The organism is Pseudomonas sp. S2_A05, from assembly GCF_054668485.1.
The window spans coordinates 872,158-892,201 of the sequence record NZ_CP162775.1 but is presented as its reverse complement, the minus strand read 5'-3'; the positions used below and the strand labels follow the sequence as shown (position 1 = coordinate 892,201).

The window sequence follows — 20,044 nt, the reverse complement described above, 5'->3', positions numbered from 1 at the left end:
ACCTAACCCTATGAATATGCAAAATATTTAATTTCGCCTCAGCGACGAAGATTTTCCGGTGGCTGGCGGAGGTTTTTCAACTCGGGTAGGATCGGCACACTCGTAAAATATATTAAACAGAGGCGGCAGGATGGCGAACACCCAATACCCAGAGTCTTATTACGCTGCGTCGGCCAATGCCGTACCACCACGCCCTGTGCTGCAGGATGATGTGGAGACGGACGTCTGTGTGATCGGCGCCGGGTATACCGGGCTGTCGTCCGCCCTGTTCCTGTTGGAGAACGGTTTTCGCGTAACCGTGCTGGAAGCGGCGAAAGTCGGTTTTGGCGCCTCGGGCCGAAACGGCGGGCAGATCGTCAACAGCTATAGCCGCGACATAGACGTCATTGAACGCACGGTCGGCCCCAAGCAGGCGCAACTGCTCGGCGAAATGGCCTTTGAAGGCGGTCGGATCATTCGCGAGCGCGTGGCCAGATACAACATCCAGTGCGACCTGAAAGACGGTGGTGTATTCGCCGCCCTTTCCGCCAAACAAATGGGCCACCTTGAATCGCAGAAACGGTTGTGGGAACGCTTTGGTCACACTCAGCTGGAACTGATGGACCAACGCCGCATCCGTGAAGTGGTGGGTTGCGATCAATACGTCGGTGGCATGCTCGATATGAGCGGCGGCCACATCCATCCGCTGAATCTGGCGCTCGGTGAAGCGGCGGCAGTCGAGTCTCTCGGCGGCACCATCTATGAGCAATCACCTGCCGTGCGCATCGAGCGCGGCGCCAATCCGGTTGTGCATACGCCGCAGGGCAAGGTCAGGGCCAGGTTCATCATCGTTGCCGGCAACGCCTACCTCGGCAATCTGGTGCCGGAACTGGCGGCCAAATCGATGCCGTGTGGCACTCAGGTGATCACCACCGAGCCGCTGGGTGATGAGCTGGCGAAAGCGCTTTTGCCGCAGGACTACTGCGTGGAAGACTGCAACTATCTGCTCGACTACTATCGCCTGACCGCCGACAAGCGCTTGATCTTCGGTGGCGGCGTGGTTTACGGCGCTCGCGATCCGGCGAACATCGAAGCGATCATTCGCCCGAAGATGCTCAAAGCTTTCCCGCAACTCAAGGACGTGAAGATCGACTACGCCTGGACCGGCAACTTCCTGCTGACCCTTTCGCGCTTACCGCAGGTCGGGCGCCTGGGCGACAACATCTATTACTCGCAGGGCTGCAGCGGTCACGGCGTCACCTACACGCATCTGGCTGGCAAAGTCCTCGCCGAAGCGTTGCGCGGTCAGGCCGAGCGCTTCGATGCCTTTGCCGACCTGCCCCACTACCCCTTCCCCGGCGGGCAATTGCTGCGCACACCGTTTGCCGCGCTGGGGGCCTGGTATTACGGGCTGCGCGATAAGTACGGTCTATAAACACCATTGTGGCGAGGGATTTATCCCCGTAGGGGGTGCGAAGCGCCCCCTCTTGAGCAGGAGGGGACTGCTGCGCAGTCCAACCGGGGATAAATCCCCTCGCCACAGTAGATTCAGCAAGGCTTAGGATCAGAGCTGATCCCGAGCGATCCCGCTGCGAATCCGCAGGATATCCGCCAGCACCGCCAGCGCAATTTCCGCCGGTGTCTTGCTGCCGAGGTTGAGGCCGATCGGCGCATGAATCCGCGCCAGCTCCGCCTCGCTCAAACCACCAATGCGACGTAAGCGCTCAAAGCGTTTTTGCGACGTCTGCAAGCGATCCCATCACACCGATGTAAAACGCCTTGGTGCGCACCGCCTCCATCATCGCCAGATCATCGATACGCGGATCGTGGGTCAACGCCACTACCGCCGTATCGCGATGACAACCACCGTCGGCAATAAACACCGAAGGCAGCTGCCGACGGATTTCTACGCCATTGAGCACCACACCTTCCAGCACCTCGTCGCGCGGATCGCAGAGAATCACTTCGAAGCCAAGTCCTACCGCGAACTCGGCACAGGCCTGCGCCACACTGGAGTAGCCGGCGAGCAACAAGCGCTGTGCTGCACCGATACGGATGCGCACCCGATCAATCTCACGCTCGATCCGTGCACCCTGCTCGCGATCAGCCAACAGAACGCGCGCACCGCTGGCCAGATCGACTTCGCGAAGCAGACGACGTTGACCCAGCAGCGCTGATTCCAGTTCACGCAGATGCGCCTGCACCGCGCTGTCGGCGTCAAGTTTTTCCACCAACACATCGAGAATGCCACCGCAAGGCAGACTGACCCGCGAGCGCGGATCATCGCCTTCGCCGTAACGCACGACGCTGACTGCTTCGAGAAACGCACCTTCGGCAACGCGCTGAAGAAAATCCTCCTCAACGCAACCGCCCGACAGCGAACCGATCCACTGCCCGCTTTCGTTCACCGCGAGCAGCGAACCCGGCGCGCGCGGTGCCGAGCCGTAAGTGGTCAGCACCGTGCACAGCCAGATTCGCTGCCCGGCCACCGACCATTCCAGCGCCCGACGCACCACTTGCAGATCGAGATGCTGCATATCAGTGGGCCTTGTGCTCGACGCTCGGCGCGTCGGCTTGCAGCTTCTGCACTTCACTTACTGCCAGCTCAGCGCTCTGGCCGCCCCAACCCTGACGCAGGTAGTTGAGCAGATCAGTCAATTGCTCAGGACTGAGCTTTTCAGCAAAACCCGGCATCGGCTGCATGTGCTCGAAGCCGGAGAACTTCTGTTCGCCGATGCCGTCCTCGATCACTCGCAACAGATTGCGCGGATCTTCCAGACGCAACGTGGTGTTGCCGCGCATGGCCACTGCGATGTGCGGTTTGCCTTCTCCGCCAACCGCGTGACAACCGGCGCAGACGTTCAGATATTCCTGACGGCCGCGCTGAGCACTCGCGCTGAGCTTGTCCAGCGGTACTTCGACGAGCTCTTTGGCTGGTGGCGGTTGCTCGCCAAGCAGGAACGTCGCCATTGCCGCCAGATCAGCATCGCTCAGACCTTGAGTGCTGTTGTGAAACACCGGGAACATTTCGTTGAACATCGTTCCTTGCGCGCTCATGCCATGCTTGAGAAACGTGCTTAGATCCTGCTGATTCCAGCCGCGCGCGGCCAGGTCGGTAGCCAGCAGGCTCGGCGCCAGATAACCATTGAGGATGCCGCCGGTCATGCGCTTGTCCATTTGCATCGCGCCGGGCAGGCCGCGTGGCGTATGGCATTCACCGCAATGGCCGAGGACGTCGACCATATACTGGCCACGCTTCCACGCCGCACTTTTGCCTTCGGCGGGCTCCAGCTTGACGTCTTTGCCGTAGAGCATGTTCCAGCCGGTCAGGCCCAGACGCACATTGAACGGAAAGCTCAGGCTGGTCACCGGCGCGGCGCGTTCGATCGGCTCGATGGTTTTCAGATACGCGTGAATCGCATCGGAATCGGCGCGCGGCATCAGGTGATACGAGGTGTACGGCATCGCCGGATACAGATTCGCACCGTCGCGCCGTTTGCCTTCGGTCAGCGCAGCGAAGAACTCGTCATCGTTGTACAGACCGATGCCGTGCTCTTTGCTCGGGGTGATGTTGGTGCCGTAGATCGTGCCGAATGGCGAGACGATCGGCAGGCCGCCGGCATAGGGCGCGCCACCGGGTGCGGTGTGACAAGCCATGCAATCAGCGGCGCGGGCGAGGTATTCGCCGCGCTTGATCTGATCGTCGGCGTGGACCGCCAAAAGCGGCGCAGCCAGTCCGACCGCAAAAGTCAGGCGGGTCAGTAAACGCTTCATGCTCAACCCTCCTTGACCAGACCAAGATCGGTCAGCACGTTGCGCGTGGCGTTGTAATAACGCACGTACCCGGTGCAGCGGCAGACGTGATGGCCGAGGCTGTCCTCGATCACCTGTTCCAGCTGACTTTTGACGATCGGCTGGCGCTGCAGCTTCTCGACCAACACCGTCGCGGCGTTGACGAAGCCTGGCGCGCAGTAGCTGCACTGGAAGGCAAACTCGTCGACAAAGCGCTGCTGGATCGGATTGAGCTCAGTGACCTGGCCCTGCTCGTCGCGAGTGGCGTGGCCTTCGATGGTGCGGACTTTCTTGCCCTCGAAGTAGTGCGCGCCGGTGATGCAGGTGCGCACTTCTTCGCTGGTACCGTCGGGGTTATCGACGATCACCACGCAGGCGTGGCAGATCCCCTGACCGCAGCCCAGCCGCGAGCCGGTGAGGTTTTTGTATTCGTGCAGATAGTCGATCATCGGCAGGTCATCAGGGATGTCCACCGGGCCGACGGATTGACCATTGAGGGTCAGTTGAAGCGGACGGTTAGCCATTGAGGGCCTCCTTGATGCGCGCAGCAGTGATGGGCAGGTCGCGAACACGTTTGCCGATGGCATGCGCCACGGCGTTACCGATGGCACCGACAATCGGGATCATCACCACTTCGGCGATGCCCTTGGACGGATCGCTCGGCGACAGCGGCGGCAGAATCTCCGCAGTCTGCTTCCACACGGCAACGTGACGGGCCATCGGCAGACGATAACGGTTGAAGTTCCAGTCACCCTCCCCCGGCCCGCCTTCGTACAACGGCATTTCTTCCATCAGCGCATGACCAATACCCATGGCGATACCGCCTTCGAGCTGGCCCTTGACCAACTCTTCAACCAACACGCGCCCGCACTCGATCCAAGAATGGTGGTTGAGCACCTGAACCTCCGCCGAGCCTTTGTTGACCTTCAGCTCGACCAACGTGGCGACCGGGCTGTAATAGGTCACGGCAGCGTTGTTCAACTGCACTACCGGGTAGTTGACGTTCTGCCGATCAAGCAAGTGGAAGCCGGCGCTGTTCATCTGCGCTTTCTTCGCTTGTGGCGCGCCATCGCCGTATTTCACCGCCAGACCGTCGAGCGGCAAGCGCTCGCGCACGCCGTCGATGCTGTATTCAGCCTCGGCCCAGCTCCAGCGGTTGAAACCGTGCACCGTGGCGCCCGTCACCAGCCCGCGTTCGTGGGCGCGCTTGGCCAGCTCTTCGAAACTCAGCGGCTGCATGCCGTTGGCGGTCAGCTTGCCGTCGACCCAATGCGCATCTTCGCGACGCACCACGTAAGGGTTGGCCTGGCCGCCGTACGGCCCCTGACGCCATATCTCCAGCGCCGCGGGCCACAAACCATGGTTGAACAGCACGCGCGCGGCCTCACGGGTTGCATGGCTGAAGTAATAGGCGGAGTTGGTCGCCGAAGACGCCGACGCCAGCTTGCCGACCCAGCGCGGGTTGCGCAGCAGATTATCCTGCTCGGCCTGACTCATGATGTACGGGTTGCCGCTGGTGATCAGCTGCATTTCCTGCCACTCGGTTTCTCCGGTCTTCACATCATGCGCCGGGCTGCCGAGGAAATCGGCGACGACCAAGGCTTGCGAAGTGGACATGCCGGTGCCGATTTCGATACCGATATGGCGCAGGGTGATGCGCCCGTCAGCGGTGAATTCGATGCTGGCCATCGGTGCTTCGGAGCCGGTACCGAAGTCTTTCTGGCAAATGGCGAAACCGACGCCGTACCAGTTATCCGGGTCTGCCGCTTCACGTTGTTGCTTGATCGTGTCACGGTTTTTCCAGACTTCGTGCACCGAGGCCTTGTCGAGAATTTCGTGCAGGCGCAGTGCACCGGCCGGGATTGCGCCCTGGGTGTTTTTCATGCCGGATCGCAGTGCATTCCTGCGGCGCAAATCGATGGCGTCGACACCCAGACGATTGGCGATCTCGTCGACCATCATTTCGGTCGCCGCCATGCTTTGCAGGGTGCCGTAACCGCGCATCGAACCCGCCTCGACCGCGCGCGAGTGATACGCGGTGACTTGCAGGTCGTTCTGCGGCATGTAGTAGATCGACTGCGCTGCGGTGGCGCCAACCGCCGCCACCGATGGGCTGTAGTTGACCCGACCGCCGCCGTCGACGCTCATTTCTGCACGGAAAATCTTGAAGGTGTAGTCGTTCTTGTCCACGGCCAACTGGTAGCGGATGTCGAACGGGTGACGCTTGATACCGCTCTGGAATTGCTCATAGCGGTCGTTGGCCAGACGCACCGGCACACCGGCGCCGTACAGCGCGGCCAGGGCTGCGTAGTAGACAAAAATGTTGTGGTCTTTGGAGCCATACCCGACGGTGTAGCCCGGGTGCATGTTCAGGTTGGCCAGGCCGAAACGCGACGGCCCGATCATCTTCGCAGTCTCGGTCGCGACTTCCAGCGGGCACTGCGTCGCCACGACGAAATGCAGGGTTTTGGTTTTCGGGTCGTACCAGCCGTTGCCGTTGTCCGGCTCAAGGGCGGCCGGTTCGATCGACGGCGTCTTGTAGCGCTCATCGAACACCAGCCAGTTGTCTGGCGGCGTGTCGATCTCCTGCTTCATGCGGTCGGCGTAGAACAGACCGCGCTCGGTGAGGTTGCCATGCAGGTTCGGCGATGCATTCCACACTGGACGGCGGTTCTTCAGCATCGGGAACAGAATCGAATCCTTGAGGCTGGCGAACTCGTCTTCATCCGCCGAGGTCGCGCCACCGACGCGCACATAGCGGAAGCTGCCGTAGGGATCGCCTTCGTAGAACGGCACTTTGGCGCCGTAACGAATCGCCTTGTCATTGAATTTGAGTTGATTCTTGGCCTGACGGAAACGCTCGAAATCGTTCCAGATCAGGATCGCCACCGGGTGACCGATGAACATCGGCACTTTACCTTCCGGCAGCAATGGATCAGGCGCGTGCTCTTCGGGGAAGACGATACCGTCCTTGTCCAGATCGGCAGCGGTAACGATGCGGTCTGGCTGCAGATCAGCGCCGAGCCACGACAGGTCGTAACCTGCGTAGATACGGTCGGCCTTGATGGTTTTCAGCAGCATGGCGTGGCCCTGTTGCTCAGGCCAGCCAGGCATGTCCTTGGCGCGGATGTCGCGGGCAAACACCTTGCTGCCGCAGACCTTGGACAACGCATCGTTGCGTTGACGGGCCTTGCCGTTATTGCCGAGCCATTTCTCGGACGGCACGGTGACGCTGTTTTCCATCAAGGCAGCCAGCGCCTGACTGCTGAGCGGCGTAAGCGTAACGCTCACACCCGCCACCAGCCCGCCCTGGAGGAACGAGCGCCGGGATATTTCACGGTTGGACATGGATCATCCTCTGGGCGGTTATAGGTCCGCCCTTGTGGTTATCTACTGGGGATCTCGAGTCGTGCAGAAGCTCTTTCTGGCGAAGCAAAGAGCTGTGTTGACAGTGCAAAGCTGACCGAAAGGTTAACTTTAAAGGTTTCTGCGCCCACAGCAAACAACCAGTTACAAAAACCTGACTAAATAATCAAAAAATCAATGCGACGTAGCACCGCAGAGGGCTTGCAGAGATTCTTGTAGGAGCTGTCGCGTGAAACGAGGCCGCGATCTTTTGATCTTGCTTTTTAAAATCAAGATCAAAAGATCGCAGCGTGCCGCAGCTCCTACAGGACGATTTGCGTAGGAGTTCGAGAGAGGAATAGCTAAATTTCAGACACAAAAACCCCGGTCTTTCGACCAGGGTCTTTGCTATCGATCCGATTCAGCCAATGGCTGATTTCGGCGTTTCAAGGCGTTCAGTGGTCCTTGAAACAGATATGGCGCAGCGGACGGGACTCGAACCCGCGACCCCCGGCGTGACAGGCCGGTATTCTAACCGACTGAACTACCGCTGCGTATCGCTTTGAGCTTGCGCTCAAGTAACTCGTTTTGATTGCCGGCTTCGGTGCCTTGCAATCGCGAACCAGATGAATCTGACTCGTAAAATATGGCGCAGCGGACGGGACTCGAACCCGCGACCCCCGGCGTGACAGGCCGGTATTCTAACCGACTGAACTACCGCTGCGCGTCGGTGCAGGCACTTTCAGCCTACTCTCTTGCTTGCGCAAGCTTCTCGGGAGTGGTGGGTGATGACGGGATCGAACCGCCGACATTCTGCTTGTAAGGCAGACGCTCTCCCAGCTGAGCTAATCACCCGTTTGCATCTCCGAGGCCGCGAAATTTACGCAGGTGGCGAAGCTAAGTCAATAGCAGGATTGGAGTTTTTCTGAAAAAGACGAAATTGCTTCATTCCTGAAGAAGCCATCGACCGATGGACCGCATTCGCGAGCAGGCTCGCTCCCACAGGACGCGGCTTCGCTTGTTATTCCGTGTAGATCATCTTCTTGGTCATGCCGCCATCGACGACGAATTCCTGCCCGGTGACAAATCCCGCATTGCGCGACAGCAACCACGCCACCATCGCCGCCACGTCTTCGACCGTCCCCACCCTGCCCGCCGGATGCTGGGCGTGATCGGCATCGGCCAACGGTTCGGCGCGACGCACAGAGGGATCACGAGTATCGATCCAGCCCGGACTGACCGCATTCACGCGGATTTCCGGCCCAAGGCTGATTGCCAGCGCATGGGTCAGCGCCAACAGCCCCCCCTTGCTCGCCGCATACGCCTCGGAGTCCGCCTCCGACTGTCGCGCACGGGTCGAGGCCAGATTGACGATCGAACCGTTGTGCGCACGCAGATAAGGCGCACAGTGCTTGGCCAGCAACATCGGCCCGCTCAGATTCACCGCCAGCACCCGATTCCAGTAGGCGAGATCGAGGCTTTCCAGAGTGATGTTGTGCGGATCGGCCACCGCCGCGTTGCAGACCAATGCATCGAGGCGACCAAACTGCCCCAGCACCTCGGCCACGCCCAGTGCGACCTGATTTTCCTCGGCGACGTCCATGGCGATGAACCAGGCGTTCTCGCCGAGCACCTTCGCCACTTTCGAACCACGCACCCGATCAAGATCGGTCAGCACCACTTGCCAGCCTTCGCTGATCAGCCAGGCGGCAATTCCGAGGCCGATACCGCGTGCAGCGCCAGTGACCAGCGCCACGCGGCCATGGGTATTGGCCGCCGGTGTGGACAACTCGATCACAATGCCGCCAGACCGCGCGCCAGGTCAGCCTGCAGATCAGCGACATCTTCCAGACCAACCGCGACGCGGATGAGGCTGTCGCGAATCCCCGCTGCTTCACGCTCCTGCGGCGCCAGACGGCCGTGGGAGGTGGTGCTTGGATGGGTGATCGTGGTTTTGCTGTCGCCGAGATTGGCAGTGATCGAAATCAACCGAGTAGCATCGATAAAGCGCCGGGCGCCTTCTTTGCCGCCCTTGACCTCGAAGCTCACCACCGCACCAAAACCCTTCTGCTGGCGCTGGGCCAACTCGTGCTGCGGATGGCTCTTCAGACCGGCGTAATGGACCTTCTCGATGCCGTCCTGCTGCTCCAGCCATTCGGCCAGCGCCTGAGCGTTGGCGCAATGCGCTTTCATGCGCAGGTTGAGGGTCTCGAGGCCTTTGAGGAAGATCCACGCATTGAACGGGCTGAGGGTCGGCCCGGCGGTCCGCAGGAAACCCACCACTTCTTTCATCTGCTCACCGCGACCGGCGACAACGCCGCCCATGCAGCGACCCTGACCGTCGATGAACTTGGTCGCCGAGTGCACGACAATGTCCGCGCCGAGCTTCAGCGGCTGCTGCAACGCCGGGGTGCAGAAGCAGTTGTCGACCACCAGCTGCGCGCCCTTGGCATGAGCGATTTCAGCCAGGGCGGCGATATCCACCAGCTCGGCCAACGGGTTGGACGGCGACTCGACAAAAAGCAGTTTGGTGTTGGACTTGATCGCCGCGTCCCAGGCCGACAGATCGGCCAGCGGGACGTAATCGACTGCGACGCCGAAGCGTTTGAAGTATTTCTCGAAGAGGCTGATGGTCGAGCCGAACACGCTGCGCGACACCAGCACATGATCGCCAGCACTGCACAGGCTCATCACCACCGCCATGATCGCGGCCATGCCGGTTGCCGTGGCGACGGCTTGCTCGGCGCCCTCCAGCGCGGCAATGCGTTCTTCGAACGCGCGCACGGTCGGGTTGGTGTAGCGCGAATAGACGTTGCCGGGCACTTCGCCGGCAAAGCGCGCCGCTGCATCGGCAGCGGTGCGGAACACGTAACTGGAGGTGAAGAACATCGGGTCACCGTGTTCGCCTTCCGGCGTGCGGTGCTGACCGGCACGGACGGCCAGGGTATCGAACGCTACGCCTTCGAGGTCGCTGTCCAGCCGACCGGCATCCCATTCCTGACTCATGCTGTCTCTCCTTGCTGTTCTCGAACAATAAATATCAGATACAAAACCGGCCCCTCAGGGCCGGTGGAAACTCAGTTGTTGTACAGATCGATGATCGCACTGACTGCCCGGGTCTTGACCTTCGAGGCATCGTTGCGCGCCTGCTCGATCTTGTTCAGGTAAGCCTCGTCGACGTCACCGGTCACGTACTTGCCGTCGAACACTGCGCAATCGAAGTGCTCGATCTTGATCTTGCCGCCGCCGACCGCTTCGATCAAGTCAGGCAGGTCCTGATAGATCAGCCAGTCTGCACCGATCAGGTCGGCCACGTCCTGAGTCGAACGGTTGTGCGCGATCAGTTCGTGGGCGCTCGGCATGTCGATACCGTACACGTTCGGGAAGCGCACCGCAGGTGCCGCCGAGCAGAAGTAGACGTTTTTCGCGCCAGCTTCGCGGGCCATCTGGATGATCTGCTTGCAGGTGGTGCCGCGCACGATCGAGTCATCGACCAGCATGACGTTCTTGCCACGGAATTCCAGCTCGATGGCATTGAGCTTCTGGCGTACCGACTTCTTGCGCGCAGCCTGGCCCGGCATGATGAAGGTGCGACCGATGTAACGGTTCTTGACGAAACCTTCGCGGAATTTCACGCCCAGGTGATTGGCCAGCTCCAGCGCTGCGGTACGGCTGGTGTCCGGAATCGGGATGACCACGTCGATATCGTGCTCAGGGCGCTCGCGCAGGATCTTCTCGGCAAGCTTCTCGCCCATGCGCAGACGCGCCTTGTAAACCGACACGCCGTCGATGATCGAGTCCGGACGCGCCAGGTAGACGTGTTCGAAAATGCACGGGGTCAGCGACGGGTTGGTTGCGCACTGACGGGTGTGCAGCTTGCCGTCTTCAGTGATGTAGACCGCTTCACCCGGCGCGAGGTCGCGAATCAGGGTAAAACCGAGCACGTCCAGCGAAACGCTTTCCGAGGCGATCATGTACTCGACGCCTTCGTCGGTGTGACGCTGGCCAAACACGATCGGGCGGATGCCGTGCGGGTCGCGGAAACCGACGATGCCGTAACCGGTGACCATCGCCACCACGGCGTAGCCACCAACGCAACGGTTGTGCACGTCGGTCACGGCGGCGAACACGTCTTCTTCGGTCGGCTGCAGCTTGCCGCGCTGGGCCAGCTCGTGGGCGAAGACGTTGAGCAGCACTTCCGAGTCGGAGCTGGTGTTGACGTGACGCAGATCGGATTCGTAGATCTCTTTGGCCAACTGTTCAACGTTGGTCAGGTTGCCGTTGTGCGCCAGAGTGATGCCGTACGGCGAGTTGACGTAGAACGGCTGGGCTTCGGCCGACGTCGAGCTGCCGGCAGTCGGGTAACGGACGTGGCCGATACCCATGTGACCGACCAGACGCTGCATGTGACGCTGCTGGAACACGTCACGCACCAGGCCATTATCCTTGCGCAGGAACAACCGGCCATCATGGCTGGTAACGATACCGGCAGCGTCCTGGCCGCGGTGCTGGAGCACGGTTAGCGCGTCATACAGCGCCTGATTGACGTTCGACTTACCGACGATACCGACGATGCCACACATGCGACGCAACCCCTACTTAATGGATCTGAACTGAACAACACTCACTGAGGCGTTTTCGCCGTCGGCAAGAGCTGCTCCTTGAACGGAATCTCAGCGGGTACGCTGATTCCGCTGGCAAGCCACTGACTGCTCCACCCCAGTATCAGGTTTTTGGACCAGTCGGCGACCAATAGAAACTTGGGCACGAGCTGTGATTCTTTCCACCACCCGTCCTGCTGTACCGGCCCCAGACTCAACAGCCCGACCGCCACGACCACCAGCAACACGCCACGCGCTGCGCCGAAGGCCATGCCGAGGAATCGATCGGTCCCGGACAACCCGGTGACGCGAACCAACTCGCCGATAAGATAATTGATCATTGCGCCCACGATCAGTGTGGCGACAAACATGATGGCACAGCCCGCAATCACGCGAGCCGATGGGGTTTCGATGTATCCGGCGAGGTACTCGGACAGTGAGCCACCAAACATCCAGGCAACCGCTCCTGCGATGATCCAGGTCAGCAGCGATAACGCTTCCTTTACGAAGCCGCGGCTCAGACTGATCAATGCGGAGATGGCGATGATTGCAACGATCGCCCAGTCAACCCAGGTAAATGGCACAGTGCAGCCTACAGACGGATAAGGCGGCGCATTTTAGCAGAGCGCATGGCTGTCGGTAAGCTGCGATTGTCAGTGCTTTTCAATCGAGGTGATAGATTTCAGCCACGTTCAGGCTGAAAACGGACAACGAAGCCCTTGAGGTTCTGCTGACGACTCAGCAGATCGCGCAGACGATCGGCTTCGGCACGCTCGATCAGCGGACCGACGAACACCCGATTCTTGCCATCGGCAGAACGAATGTAGGCGTTGTAACCCTGGCTGCGCAGGTTCTTCTGCAGGCTCTCGGCGCTGGCGCGGCTCGACAGACTGGCCAGTTGCACCGACCAGCTCACCGACAGACCGTTGGCATCGACGCGGCTCTGCGTGGTGTCAGGCTTGCTGGTTGCGGATGTGATCGGCTGAGCCGGCGCCGGAATCGGCTTGGCCACCGGTGGCGGCGTTGCCGGACGGGCTATCTGCGCAGGGATGGTCGGTGCCGGGGCGGCCGGTGCAGCCGGTGCAGCCGGGGCCGCAGGCACCGCTTCTTCAGCGACTTCTTCGTCAGTCGGCACAGGCTCTTGCGGCAAGGCTTGCGGCTCGGGCACAGCCACCGGGTCAATTTGCACCTGCGGCATGGCCGAAGGCTGAGGCGCAGCCGGGGCCTCGACGGTCACCTGACGCTGCTCGTCCTGACGGGAAAACAGCATCGGCAGGAAGATCACCGCCAGCGCCACCAGCACCAGCGCGCCAACCATGCGCTGCTTGTACGCTTTATCCAGCAAAGCCATTTGCCGCTTCCTCCGTGGAGCGCCGGGCCAGCCATTCAAGGGCCTCGGCGACACAATAAAATGATCCGAACAACAGAATCTCGTCGTCACTGGTTGCTATAGCGCACTGCCCTTCCAGAGCGGCCGCCACGCTGGCGTAAGACGTAACCGAAGCACCAAGGTTCTGCAGCGCTGCCTCAAGTTCAGCCACCGGACGCGCGCGCGGCGAATCCAGCGGCGCGACAGCCCAATGCGCGACACTAGCATTCAATTCGCCAACAACACCATCCAGATCCTTGTCCGCCAGCAGGCCGAATACCGCCAGGCGCTTGCCCGCCGGGGGCCGCGCAGCCAGACGCCGAGCGAGATATTCAGCGGCATGAGGATTGTGACCAACATCCAGCAACATGTTCAGGCGCTTGCCGTTCCATTCGAACGAACGACGATCGAGGCGTCCGACCACGCGCGTCGCCTGCAACGCCGCGACAATCTGTTCGGCATTCCACGGCAAACCTGTCAGCAGATAGGCTTGCAGCGCCAGCGCGGCGTTTTCCTTCGGCAGATCGAGGAGCGGCAAGTCGCGCAACTCGACCACTTGGCCCAGGGCATCGGTGCCGCGCCATTGCCAGTGCTGGTCAGTGATGCCGAGATCGAAATCGCGTCCACGCAGGAAGAACGGGCAGGCCAGTTCGTGCGCTTTGTCGAGCAGTGGTTGCGGAGGATTCAGGTCGCCACACAGAGCAGGCTTGCCCTGGCGGAAAATTCCGGCCTTCTCGAAGGCCACGGATTCGCGGGTATCGCCCAGATAATCGGCGTGATCGACGCCAATGCTGGTGACCAGCGCAATATCGGCATCGACTACATTGACGGTATCCAGACGCCCGCCCAACCCGACTTCAAGCACCACAGCGTCAAGCGCCGCCTGCTGGAACAGCCAGAACGCTGCCAGAGTGCCCATTTCGAAGTAAGTCAGGGAAGTCTCGCCGCGGCCCGCCTCGACCGCAGCAAAGGCTTCGCAGAGCTGCGCGTCAGTGGCTTCGACGCCGTCGAGCTGCACCCGCTCGTTGTAACGCAGCAGGTGCGGAGAATTGTAGACACCAACGCTCAGGCCCTGGGCACGCAGCAACGAAGCCACGAACGCGCAGGTCGAACCCTTGCCGTTGGTGCCGGTGACCGTGATCACCCGAGGCGCCGGCTGGCCCAGCCCCATGCGGGACGCTACCTGTTGCGAACGCTCCAGGCCCATGTCGATGGCCGACGGATGCAACTGCTCAAGGTAGGCGAGCCATTCACCAAGGGTGCGCTGGGTCATACGTTGGCAGGCACCGGCGGCACCACGATCGGTTCGATCGGCGCGGCGACGAACTTCGGCGTCGGCTTGCCGGTCATCTGTGCCAGCAGGTTACCCAGACGCGGACGCAGTTCCTGACGGTGAATGATCATGTCGATCGCGCCGTGCTCCAGCAGGAACTCGCTGCGCTGGAAGCCTTCCGGCAGTTTCTCGCGCACGGTCTGCTCGATCACCCGCGGACCGGCGAAGCCGATCAGGGCTTTCGGCTCGCCGACGATGACGTCGCCAAGCATCGCCAGACTGGCGGAAACGCCGCCGTAGACCGGGTCGGTCAGTACGGAGATGAACGGAATGCCTTCTTCACGCAGACGCGCAAGTACGGCCGAAGTCTTGGCCATCTGCATCAGCGAGATCAGCGCTTCCTGCATGCGTGCACCACCGGAGGCGGCGAAGCAGATCATCGGGCAGCGGTTTTCCAGTGCGTAGTTGGCAGCGCGAACGAAGCGCTCACCGACGATGGCGCCCATGGAACCGCCCATGAAGTTGAATTCGAATGCCGAAACCACTACCGGCATGCCCAGCAAGGTACCGCTGACCGAGATCAGCGCATCTTTCTCGCCGGTCTGCTTCTGCGCAGCGACCAAGCGGTCCTTGTACTTCTTGCCGTCGCGGAATTTCAGACGGTCAACCGGCTCCAGGTCAGCACCCAGTTCGTTGCGGCCTTCCGGGTCGAGGAAAATGTCGATGCGGGCACGTGCGCCGATGCGCATGTGATGGTTGCACTTGGGGCAAACGTCCAGGGTCTTTTCCAGCTCCGGACGGTACAACACCGCCTCGCAGGACGGGCATTTGTGCCACAGACCTTCAGGCACCGAGCTCTTCTTGACCTCCGAGCGCATGATCGAAGGGATCAGTTTGTCTACTAACCAGTTGCTCATGCTTTCTTTCTCCAGTACCGGCGGCCCGAACGCTCTGGTTCGCAGCCCCGCGTATGCCCTTGAGCTAAATTCATGTGTGTGGCGATGGTTGCCGAACAGTGGCGGTCAGCGCGGAACATGACCTGCGTACGATTCAGCAACCCTCAGCCGCGCCTGCTTTGTGCAAGTGCATTGATGGACGGCGGCAGACTGCCAGCCGTCACATCGACGATGTATTGCCGCGCACCGCGTTGATGAATGCGCGAATCTTGTGGTGATCCTTGATGCCTTTGCTCGCTTCTACCCCGCCGCTGACATCCACCGCGTAGGGCTTGACCCGTGCTACCGCGTCGGCAACGTTCTCCGGCGTCAGGCCGCCGGCCAGAATCAGCGGTTTGCTCAAGTGTTGCGGAATCAGTGACCAGTCAAACGCCTCGCCGGTTCCGCCAGGCACCCCTTCGACATAGGTGTCGAGCAGCACGCCACTGGCGCCGGGAAAGGCATCGCAGGCAGCAGCAATGTCATCACCCGCCTTGACCCGCAGCGCTTTGATGTACGGACGATGCCAGCCTTCACACTCCTCCGCATTTTCGTCGCCATGGAATTGCAGCAGATCCAGCGGCACCGCATCGAGGATTTCCCCCAGCTCGCAACGACTGGCATTGACGAACAGCCCCACGGTGGTAACGAACGGCGGCAGCGCCTTGATGATCGCCCGCGCCTGCTGCACGTTCACCGCTCGCGGACTCTTGGCGTAAAACACCAGGCCGATCGCGTCGGCACCGGCTTCGACGGCGGCCAGCGCATCTTCGATGCGGGTAATGCCGCAGATCTTGCTGCGAACGGCTGACATGTCAGGAAAACCTCAAGGCAAAATCCGAAAACGTCCCGGATGGTAACAAAAGCGTTCGAGGGCGTCAGCCGTCAAGTTCGGAGAAACCCGTAAGGAAATGTGGCCCGATAAAGCGCTCGGGCAACGGAAATTCGTCGTGGTACTCGACCTGCACCAGATACAACCCGTAGGGATGCGCCGTGACCCCGCCGGAGCGACGCTCGCGACTGTCCAGCACTTCCTTCATCCACTCCACCGGACGCTCACCGGCACCGATGGTCATCAGCACACCAGCGATATTGCGCACCATGTGATGCAGGAACGCGTTGGCCCGAATGTCGAGCACGATCATCTTGCCGTGACGGGTCACGCGCAGGTGATGCATCTTCTTGATCGGCGACTTTGCCTGGCACTGACCGGCCCGGAACGCGCTGAAATCGTGGGTACCGATCAGGTACTGCGCGGCCTCGGCCATGCGCTCGGCGTCGAGCGGACGGTGATTCCAGGTGATTTCTTCATTGAGGTGCGCCGGGCGGATCTGATCGTTGTAGATCACATAGCGATAACGCCGGGCAATGGCTTTGAAGCGCGCATGAAAATGCGCCGGCATGACCCTGGCCCAACTGACGCTGATGTCGTGGGGCAGATTGATGTTGGCGCCCATGACCCAGGCTTTCAGCGAGCGATCAACCTGGGTGTCAAAGTGCACCACTTGGCCGCAGGCATGCACGCCGGCATCGGTACGCCCGGCGCATTGCAGGGAAACCGGCGAATTGGCGACTTTCGACAGGGCTTTTTCAAGCTCTTCCTGCACCGTCGCCACTCCGGTCAGCTGCCGTTGCCAGCCGCTGTAGCGCGAGCCTTTGTACTCAACGCCCAGCGCGACGCGGTAAAAGCCGTCGGGCGCCATTTCGGCGACCGGGTTATCTATGTTTGCCAAGGTGGGACAGCCTGCTGATTTGCAAAGGCGGGCATTATAAGGCGGTGGGCTGGGGATGCCAGAGTTCTCTATCGGCAGTACCGCCCCCTTCGCGAGCAGGCTCGCTCCCACATTTGCAATGCGCCCCCCTGTGGGAGCGAGCCTGCTCGCGAAAGCAATCGATCAAACACCGCCGAATCCGGCACAAACAAAAACGGCAGCCCCACCGGGCTGCCGCTTGTTGTTTACCGCTGAACTTACGCCAGGTTGGAAAGCATTTCCTTGGCCTCGCCCCGCTGCTTCTCGTCACCCTCGGTCAACACTTCGTTGAGGATGTCACGCGCACCGTCAGCGTCGCCCATGTCGATGTAAGCCTGGGCCAGATCGAGTTTGGTCGCTGCTTCGTCGGTGCCGGCGAGGAAGTCGAAATCATCTTCACCCAGGTCATCACCCAACGCTGCGTCCGCTTCGGTGAAGCTCGGTTCGGCCATGCTTTGCGACAGGCGATCCAGCTCGGCATTGACGTCGTCAAGCTCGGCCGCGAAAGCATCCGGCTCGGCGGCTGGGTTGGTGTCCATTTCGTCGGCCAGCGACAGGTCGAAATCGGCTGGGAGTTCCAGATCGTCCTGCGGCACGTCAGCAACTACCGGCGTCTCGACCGGCGGCAAGTCCTTCACGCCGTCGTCAAGATCCAGCAGGAAGTCATCTTCAGCCAACGTGGCCGGCGATGGTTCGGCGCCCAGATCCATGTCCAGATCGAAGTCCGACAGATCGTCGAGATTGTCTTTCATCTCGGTCTGCTCTTGCAGCACCGAAGCGAAGCTCAGATCGTCTTCGGCCGGAAATGCGTCGAGCTCGACAGGCGCTTCTGGCTCGACCGCTGGCGCAGGATCGACCGGGGTGATGTTGTCGAGGTCGTCCAGGCTCAAATCGAACGCGGTGTCGAGATCGTCAGCGGCAGCCTCGGGCGCTTGCGGCTCGTCTTGCAGCAATTCCTTGACGTACTGCGCGTCCAGTTCGGCAGCGACGGCGGCAGCTGCCAGCCCACCGGCAGCGACCACAGCCATGGCTGGGAAGCGGCTTTTCAGCGCTTCGACCTTGGCGAAGTTATCGCCATTGGCCACCAGTTGACGCTCTTGCGCAACGAACGCATCGCGGTCGCCCTGCTGACCGTAGACTTCCATCAGCTTCAGGCGCAGATCGCTGCGTTCCGGCTCAAGGCTGACGCCCTCTTCCAGCAGCGCAGCGGCCTGATTAAGGCGGCCGGCATTGATGTGCGATTGCGCTTTGTCGAGCACATCATCAGAGCGTTCGCCGGCCGGGGCCACCAGTGGTGCGGCAATCGGCGCAGCCATCACCACCGGAGTGACGACCGGTGCAGGGGCTGGCGCAGGTGCCGGAGCTGGCGTGTTGAGCTTGACGCTGGCTGCCGGGGTTTCCAGGCCGGAGAAGCTGCTTTCCGGCAGATCCTGCTCAGCGGAGAACTCTTGCTCTTCAGCCAGAGCGCGGGCCATGCGCAGGTGCTTTTCGGCTTCCTGCTGGGCTTTGCGACGGCGCGCCAGCAGCAACAGCAGAAGCAGCAGAACCACCGCACCGCCGCCGATCAGGCCGAGCAGGATCGGATTGGTCAGCAGCTCATTGAAGGCTTTGTCGTCATCGGCGGCAGCAGGCGGCGTAGTTTCGACCACCGGCTCGACGACTGGCTCAACCGGGGTTTCCGCTGGCGGCGCGATGGCCGACTCTGGAGTCGGTGAAGCCGCTGCGGCGTCGGCCGGGGTGGCTGGCGGTGTTGCGGCCAGTTCGGCAGTGATCGCCGGCACCGGCGGCACAGCAGCAGTGGCGCCAGGCGCAGCGCCGGCGCCGTCGGCCTGCATCTTCGCCAGTTGATTGTTCTTCAGCTCGATCAGCTTTTGCAGCTTGTCCAGCTGGCTCTGCAGATCAGCCATGCGGCTTTTCAGTTCCTCGTTGTCACGGCGGGTCGTGTCGAGGTTTTCCTGAGTAATTGCCAGTTTGTTGCTCAGCGCCTTGGCGTCGCCGGCCGGGCCTTTCGCACCGGGCTTGGCGCTTTCCGCCGAGACCAAGCTCAGATTGTCCTGGGTGTTGGCCGCTGCACCGGTATTGCCACGGCCACGATTGGTCGCATCCAGCTGCTGTTGACCGGTGCCAGGCTTGCCCACATAACGCCGGCCCTGACGCCAGGCTTCGTTCTGCGCCGCCACTTCAGCGATGGCAGCCGACTGCGGCAGCGCTGTGCTTTGTACCGGGTCAGGCAGACGCAGCACCTGGCCGGTTTTCAGACGGTTGATGTTGCCGTCGATAAAGGCATTCGGATTGAGCGCCTGAATCGCCAGCATGGTCTGCTGCACCGAGCCACCGTTGCGCGCCTTCGCGGCGATTTCCCACAGGGTGTCGCGCGGCGTGGTGGTGTATTGATTGCGATGGGTGGCGCCAGTGGTTGGCGCGGTGATGGTCTGCGACGGCGCCGGTTGCGCGGCGGCGTCTGCGGTCTGCGGCGAGAATTTCGACGGATCGAGCAGCACGCTGTAATCACGCAACAAGCGGCCATTGGGCCACATCACCTGCACAAGGAACTTCACCATCGGTTCCGACAGCGGTTGGCTCGAGGTCACGCGCAACACGCTTTTGCCGTTGGCGTTGAGTACCGGGGTGAACGTCAGGTCATTGAGAAAAGCCTGACGGTCGACGCCGGCCTTGGCGAAATCTTCAGGGGAAGCCAGGCTCGGCACCACTTCGGCAGCGGTGAGATCCTTGACGTCGAGCAGCTCGATTTCAGCCACCAACGGCTGGTTCAGGGTCGACTTCAGGGTCAGCTCCCCGAGCCCGAGGGCATGCGCCATACCGGAGGACAGCGCCGAGGCGGCCGCTATTGCTAACACCAGTTTGCGAACTTGAACCATAGCCTCATCCTTTGTTTGAACGTTCCTCGGCCAGCGAGAAGCTTTTGAATACCGCTGCCGTAAGGCATTGCGCGCGACGACGGGGGTCGCCGCGCGCGATCATTTCGGTGCTGCCCCGGA

General features: G+C 61.3%; 14 protein-coding genes, 3 tRNA genes and 1 pseudogene. 1 reads left to right on the top strand and 17 read right to left on the bottom strand.

All coding sequences use genetic code 11. The annotated features are described in order from the left end of the window. Positions 1-130 precede the first annotated feature (130 nt). Entirely contained in the window at positions 131-1,414 is a 1,284-nt protein-coding gene (locus tag AB4O12_RS03995; protein ID WP_041478544.1) for an NAD(P)/FAD-dependent oxidoreductase, read from the top strand. A gap of 129 nt (positions 1,415-1,543) precedes the next feature. On the opposite strand, the pseudogene AB4O12_RS03990 reads toward AB4O12_RS03995, so the two are convergent. The 17 genes and pseudogenes from AB4O12_RS03990 to AB4O12_RS03910 form a co-directional block, all read right to left on the bottom strand. Continuing rightward, positions 1,544-2,516: pseudogene (locus tag AB4O12_RS03990) on the bottom strand (XdhC family protein). Between the two features lies 1 nt (position 2,517). After that, on the bottom strand, positions 2,518-3,753 hold the full coding sequence (locus AB4O12_RS03985) for a c-type cytochrome (protein WP_353188885.1): 1,236 nt from the start codon (positions 3,751-3,753) through the stop codon (positions 2,518-2,520). A 2-nt stretch (positions 3,754-3,755) separates the two neighbouring features. Then, positions 3,756-4,295, bottom strand: a complete 540-nt coding sequence (locus tag AB4O12_RS03980) for a (2Fe-2S)-binding protein (RefSeq protein WP_016773947.1) — start codon at positions 4,293-4,295, stop codon at positions 3,756-3,758. Then, entirely contained in the window at positions 4,288-7,119 is a 2,832-nt protein-coding gene (locus AB4O12_RS03975) for a xanthine dehydrogenase family protein molybdopterin-binding subunit (protein ID WP_252869129.1), read from the bottom strand. The genes AB4O12_RS03980 and AB4O12_RS03975 overlap by 8 nt, the downstream gene beginning before the upstream one ends. Before the next feature lie 474 nt (positions 7,120-7,593). Next, positions 7,594-7,670 (bottom strand) — tRNA-Asp (locus tag AB4O12_RS03970). 93 nt (positions 7,671-7,763) lie between these two features. Continuing rightward, a tRNA-Asp gene (locus tag AB4O12_RS03965) sits at positions 7,764-7,840 on the bottom strand. A 55-nt stretch (positions 7,841-7,895) separates the two neighbouring features. Further along, positions 7,896-7,971, bottom strand: a tRNA-Val gene (locus AB4O12_RS03960). Between the two features lie 166 nt (positions 7,972-8,137). Then, positions 8,138-8,914 (bottom strand): SDR family oxidoreductase, encoded by a 777-nt coding sequence (locus tag AB4O12_RS03955; RefSeq protein WP_056784397.1) that lies wholly within the window; start codon positions 8,912-8,914, stop codon positions 8,138-8,140. After that, positions 8,911-10,122, bottom strand: coding sequence for an O-succinylhomoserine sulfhydrylase (locus AB4O12_RS03950; protein ID WP_460060388.1), 1,212 nt, complete (start codon positions 10,120-10,122; stop codon positions 8,911-8,913). Before AB4O12_RS03950 ends, AB4O12_RS03955 begins: the two co-directional genes overlap by 4 nt. Positions 10,123-10,193: 71 nt before the next feature. After that, the gene (gene purF, locus AB4O12_RS03945) at positions 10,194-11,699 is read right to left on the bottom strand and encodes an amidophosphoribosyltransferase (protein WP_460060387.1); all 1,506 of its coding nucleotides are present in this window, start codon (positions 11,697-11,699) and stop codon (positions 10,194-10,196) included. A 41-nt stretch (positions 11,700-11,740) separates the two neighbouring features. Then, positions 11,741-12,301: a CvpA family protein gene (locus AB4O12_RS03940; RefSeq protein WP_016773942.1), complete on the bottom strand. Its 561-nt coding sequence runs from the start codon at positions 12,299-12,301 to the stop codon at positions 11,741-11,743. A 98-nt stretch (positions 12,302-12,399) separates the two neighbouring features. After that, positions 12,400-13,068 carry an SPOR domain-containing protein gene (locus tag AB4O12_RS03935; RefSeq protein WP_056784392.1) on the bottom strand — a complete coding sequence of 223 codons (669 nt, stop codon included), beginning with the start codon at positions 13,066-13,068 and terminating at the stop codon, positions 12,400-12,402. Beyond that, positions 13,052-14,359 (bottom strand): bifunctional tetrahydrofolate synthase/dihydrofolate synthase, encoded by a 1,308-nt coding sequence (gene folC / locus AB4O12_RS03930; RefSeq protein WP_460060385.1) that lies wholly within the window; start codon positions 14,357-14,359, stop codon positions 13,052-13,054. The genes AB4O12_RS03935 and folC overlap by 17 nt, the downstream gene beginning before the upstream one ends. Further along, positions 14,356-15,276 (bottom strand): acetyl-CoA carboxylase, carboxyltransferase subunit beta, encoded by a 921-nt coding sequence (gene accD / locus AB4O12_RS03925; RefSeq protein ID WP_016773939.1) that lies wholly within the window; start codon positions 15,274-15,276, stop codon positions 14,356-14,358. The genes folC and accD overlap by 4 nt, the downstream gene beginning before the upstream one ends. A 199-nt stretch (positions 15,277-15,475) precedes the next feature. Then, the gene (locus AB4O12_RS03920) at positions 15,476-16,108 is read right to left on the bottom strand and encodes a phosphoribosylanthranilate isomerase (protein WP_041478535.1); all 633 of its coding nucleotides are present in this window, start codon (positions 16,106-16,108) and stop codon (positions 15,476-15,478) included. A gap of 64 nt (positions 16,109-16,172) precedes the next feature. Continuing rightward, positions 16,173-16,997 carry a tRNA pseudouridine(38-40) synthase TruA gene (gene truA / locus AB4O12_RS03915; protein WP_056784385.1) on the bottom strand — a complete coding sequence of 275 codons (825 nt, stop codon included), beginning with the start codon at positions 16,995-16,997 and terminating at the stop codon, positions 16,173-16,175. 266 nt (positions 16,998-17,263) lie between these two features. Next, positions 17,264-19,924, bottom strand: a complete 2,661-nt coding sequence (locus AB4O12_RS03910; protein ID WP_056784383.1) for a FimV/HubP family polar landmark protein — start codon at positions 19,922-19,924, stop codon at positions 17,264-17,266. Positions 19,925-20,044: the final 120 nt, after the last annotated feature.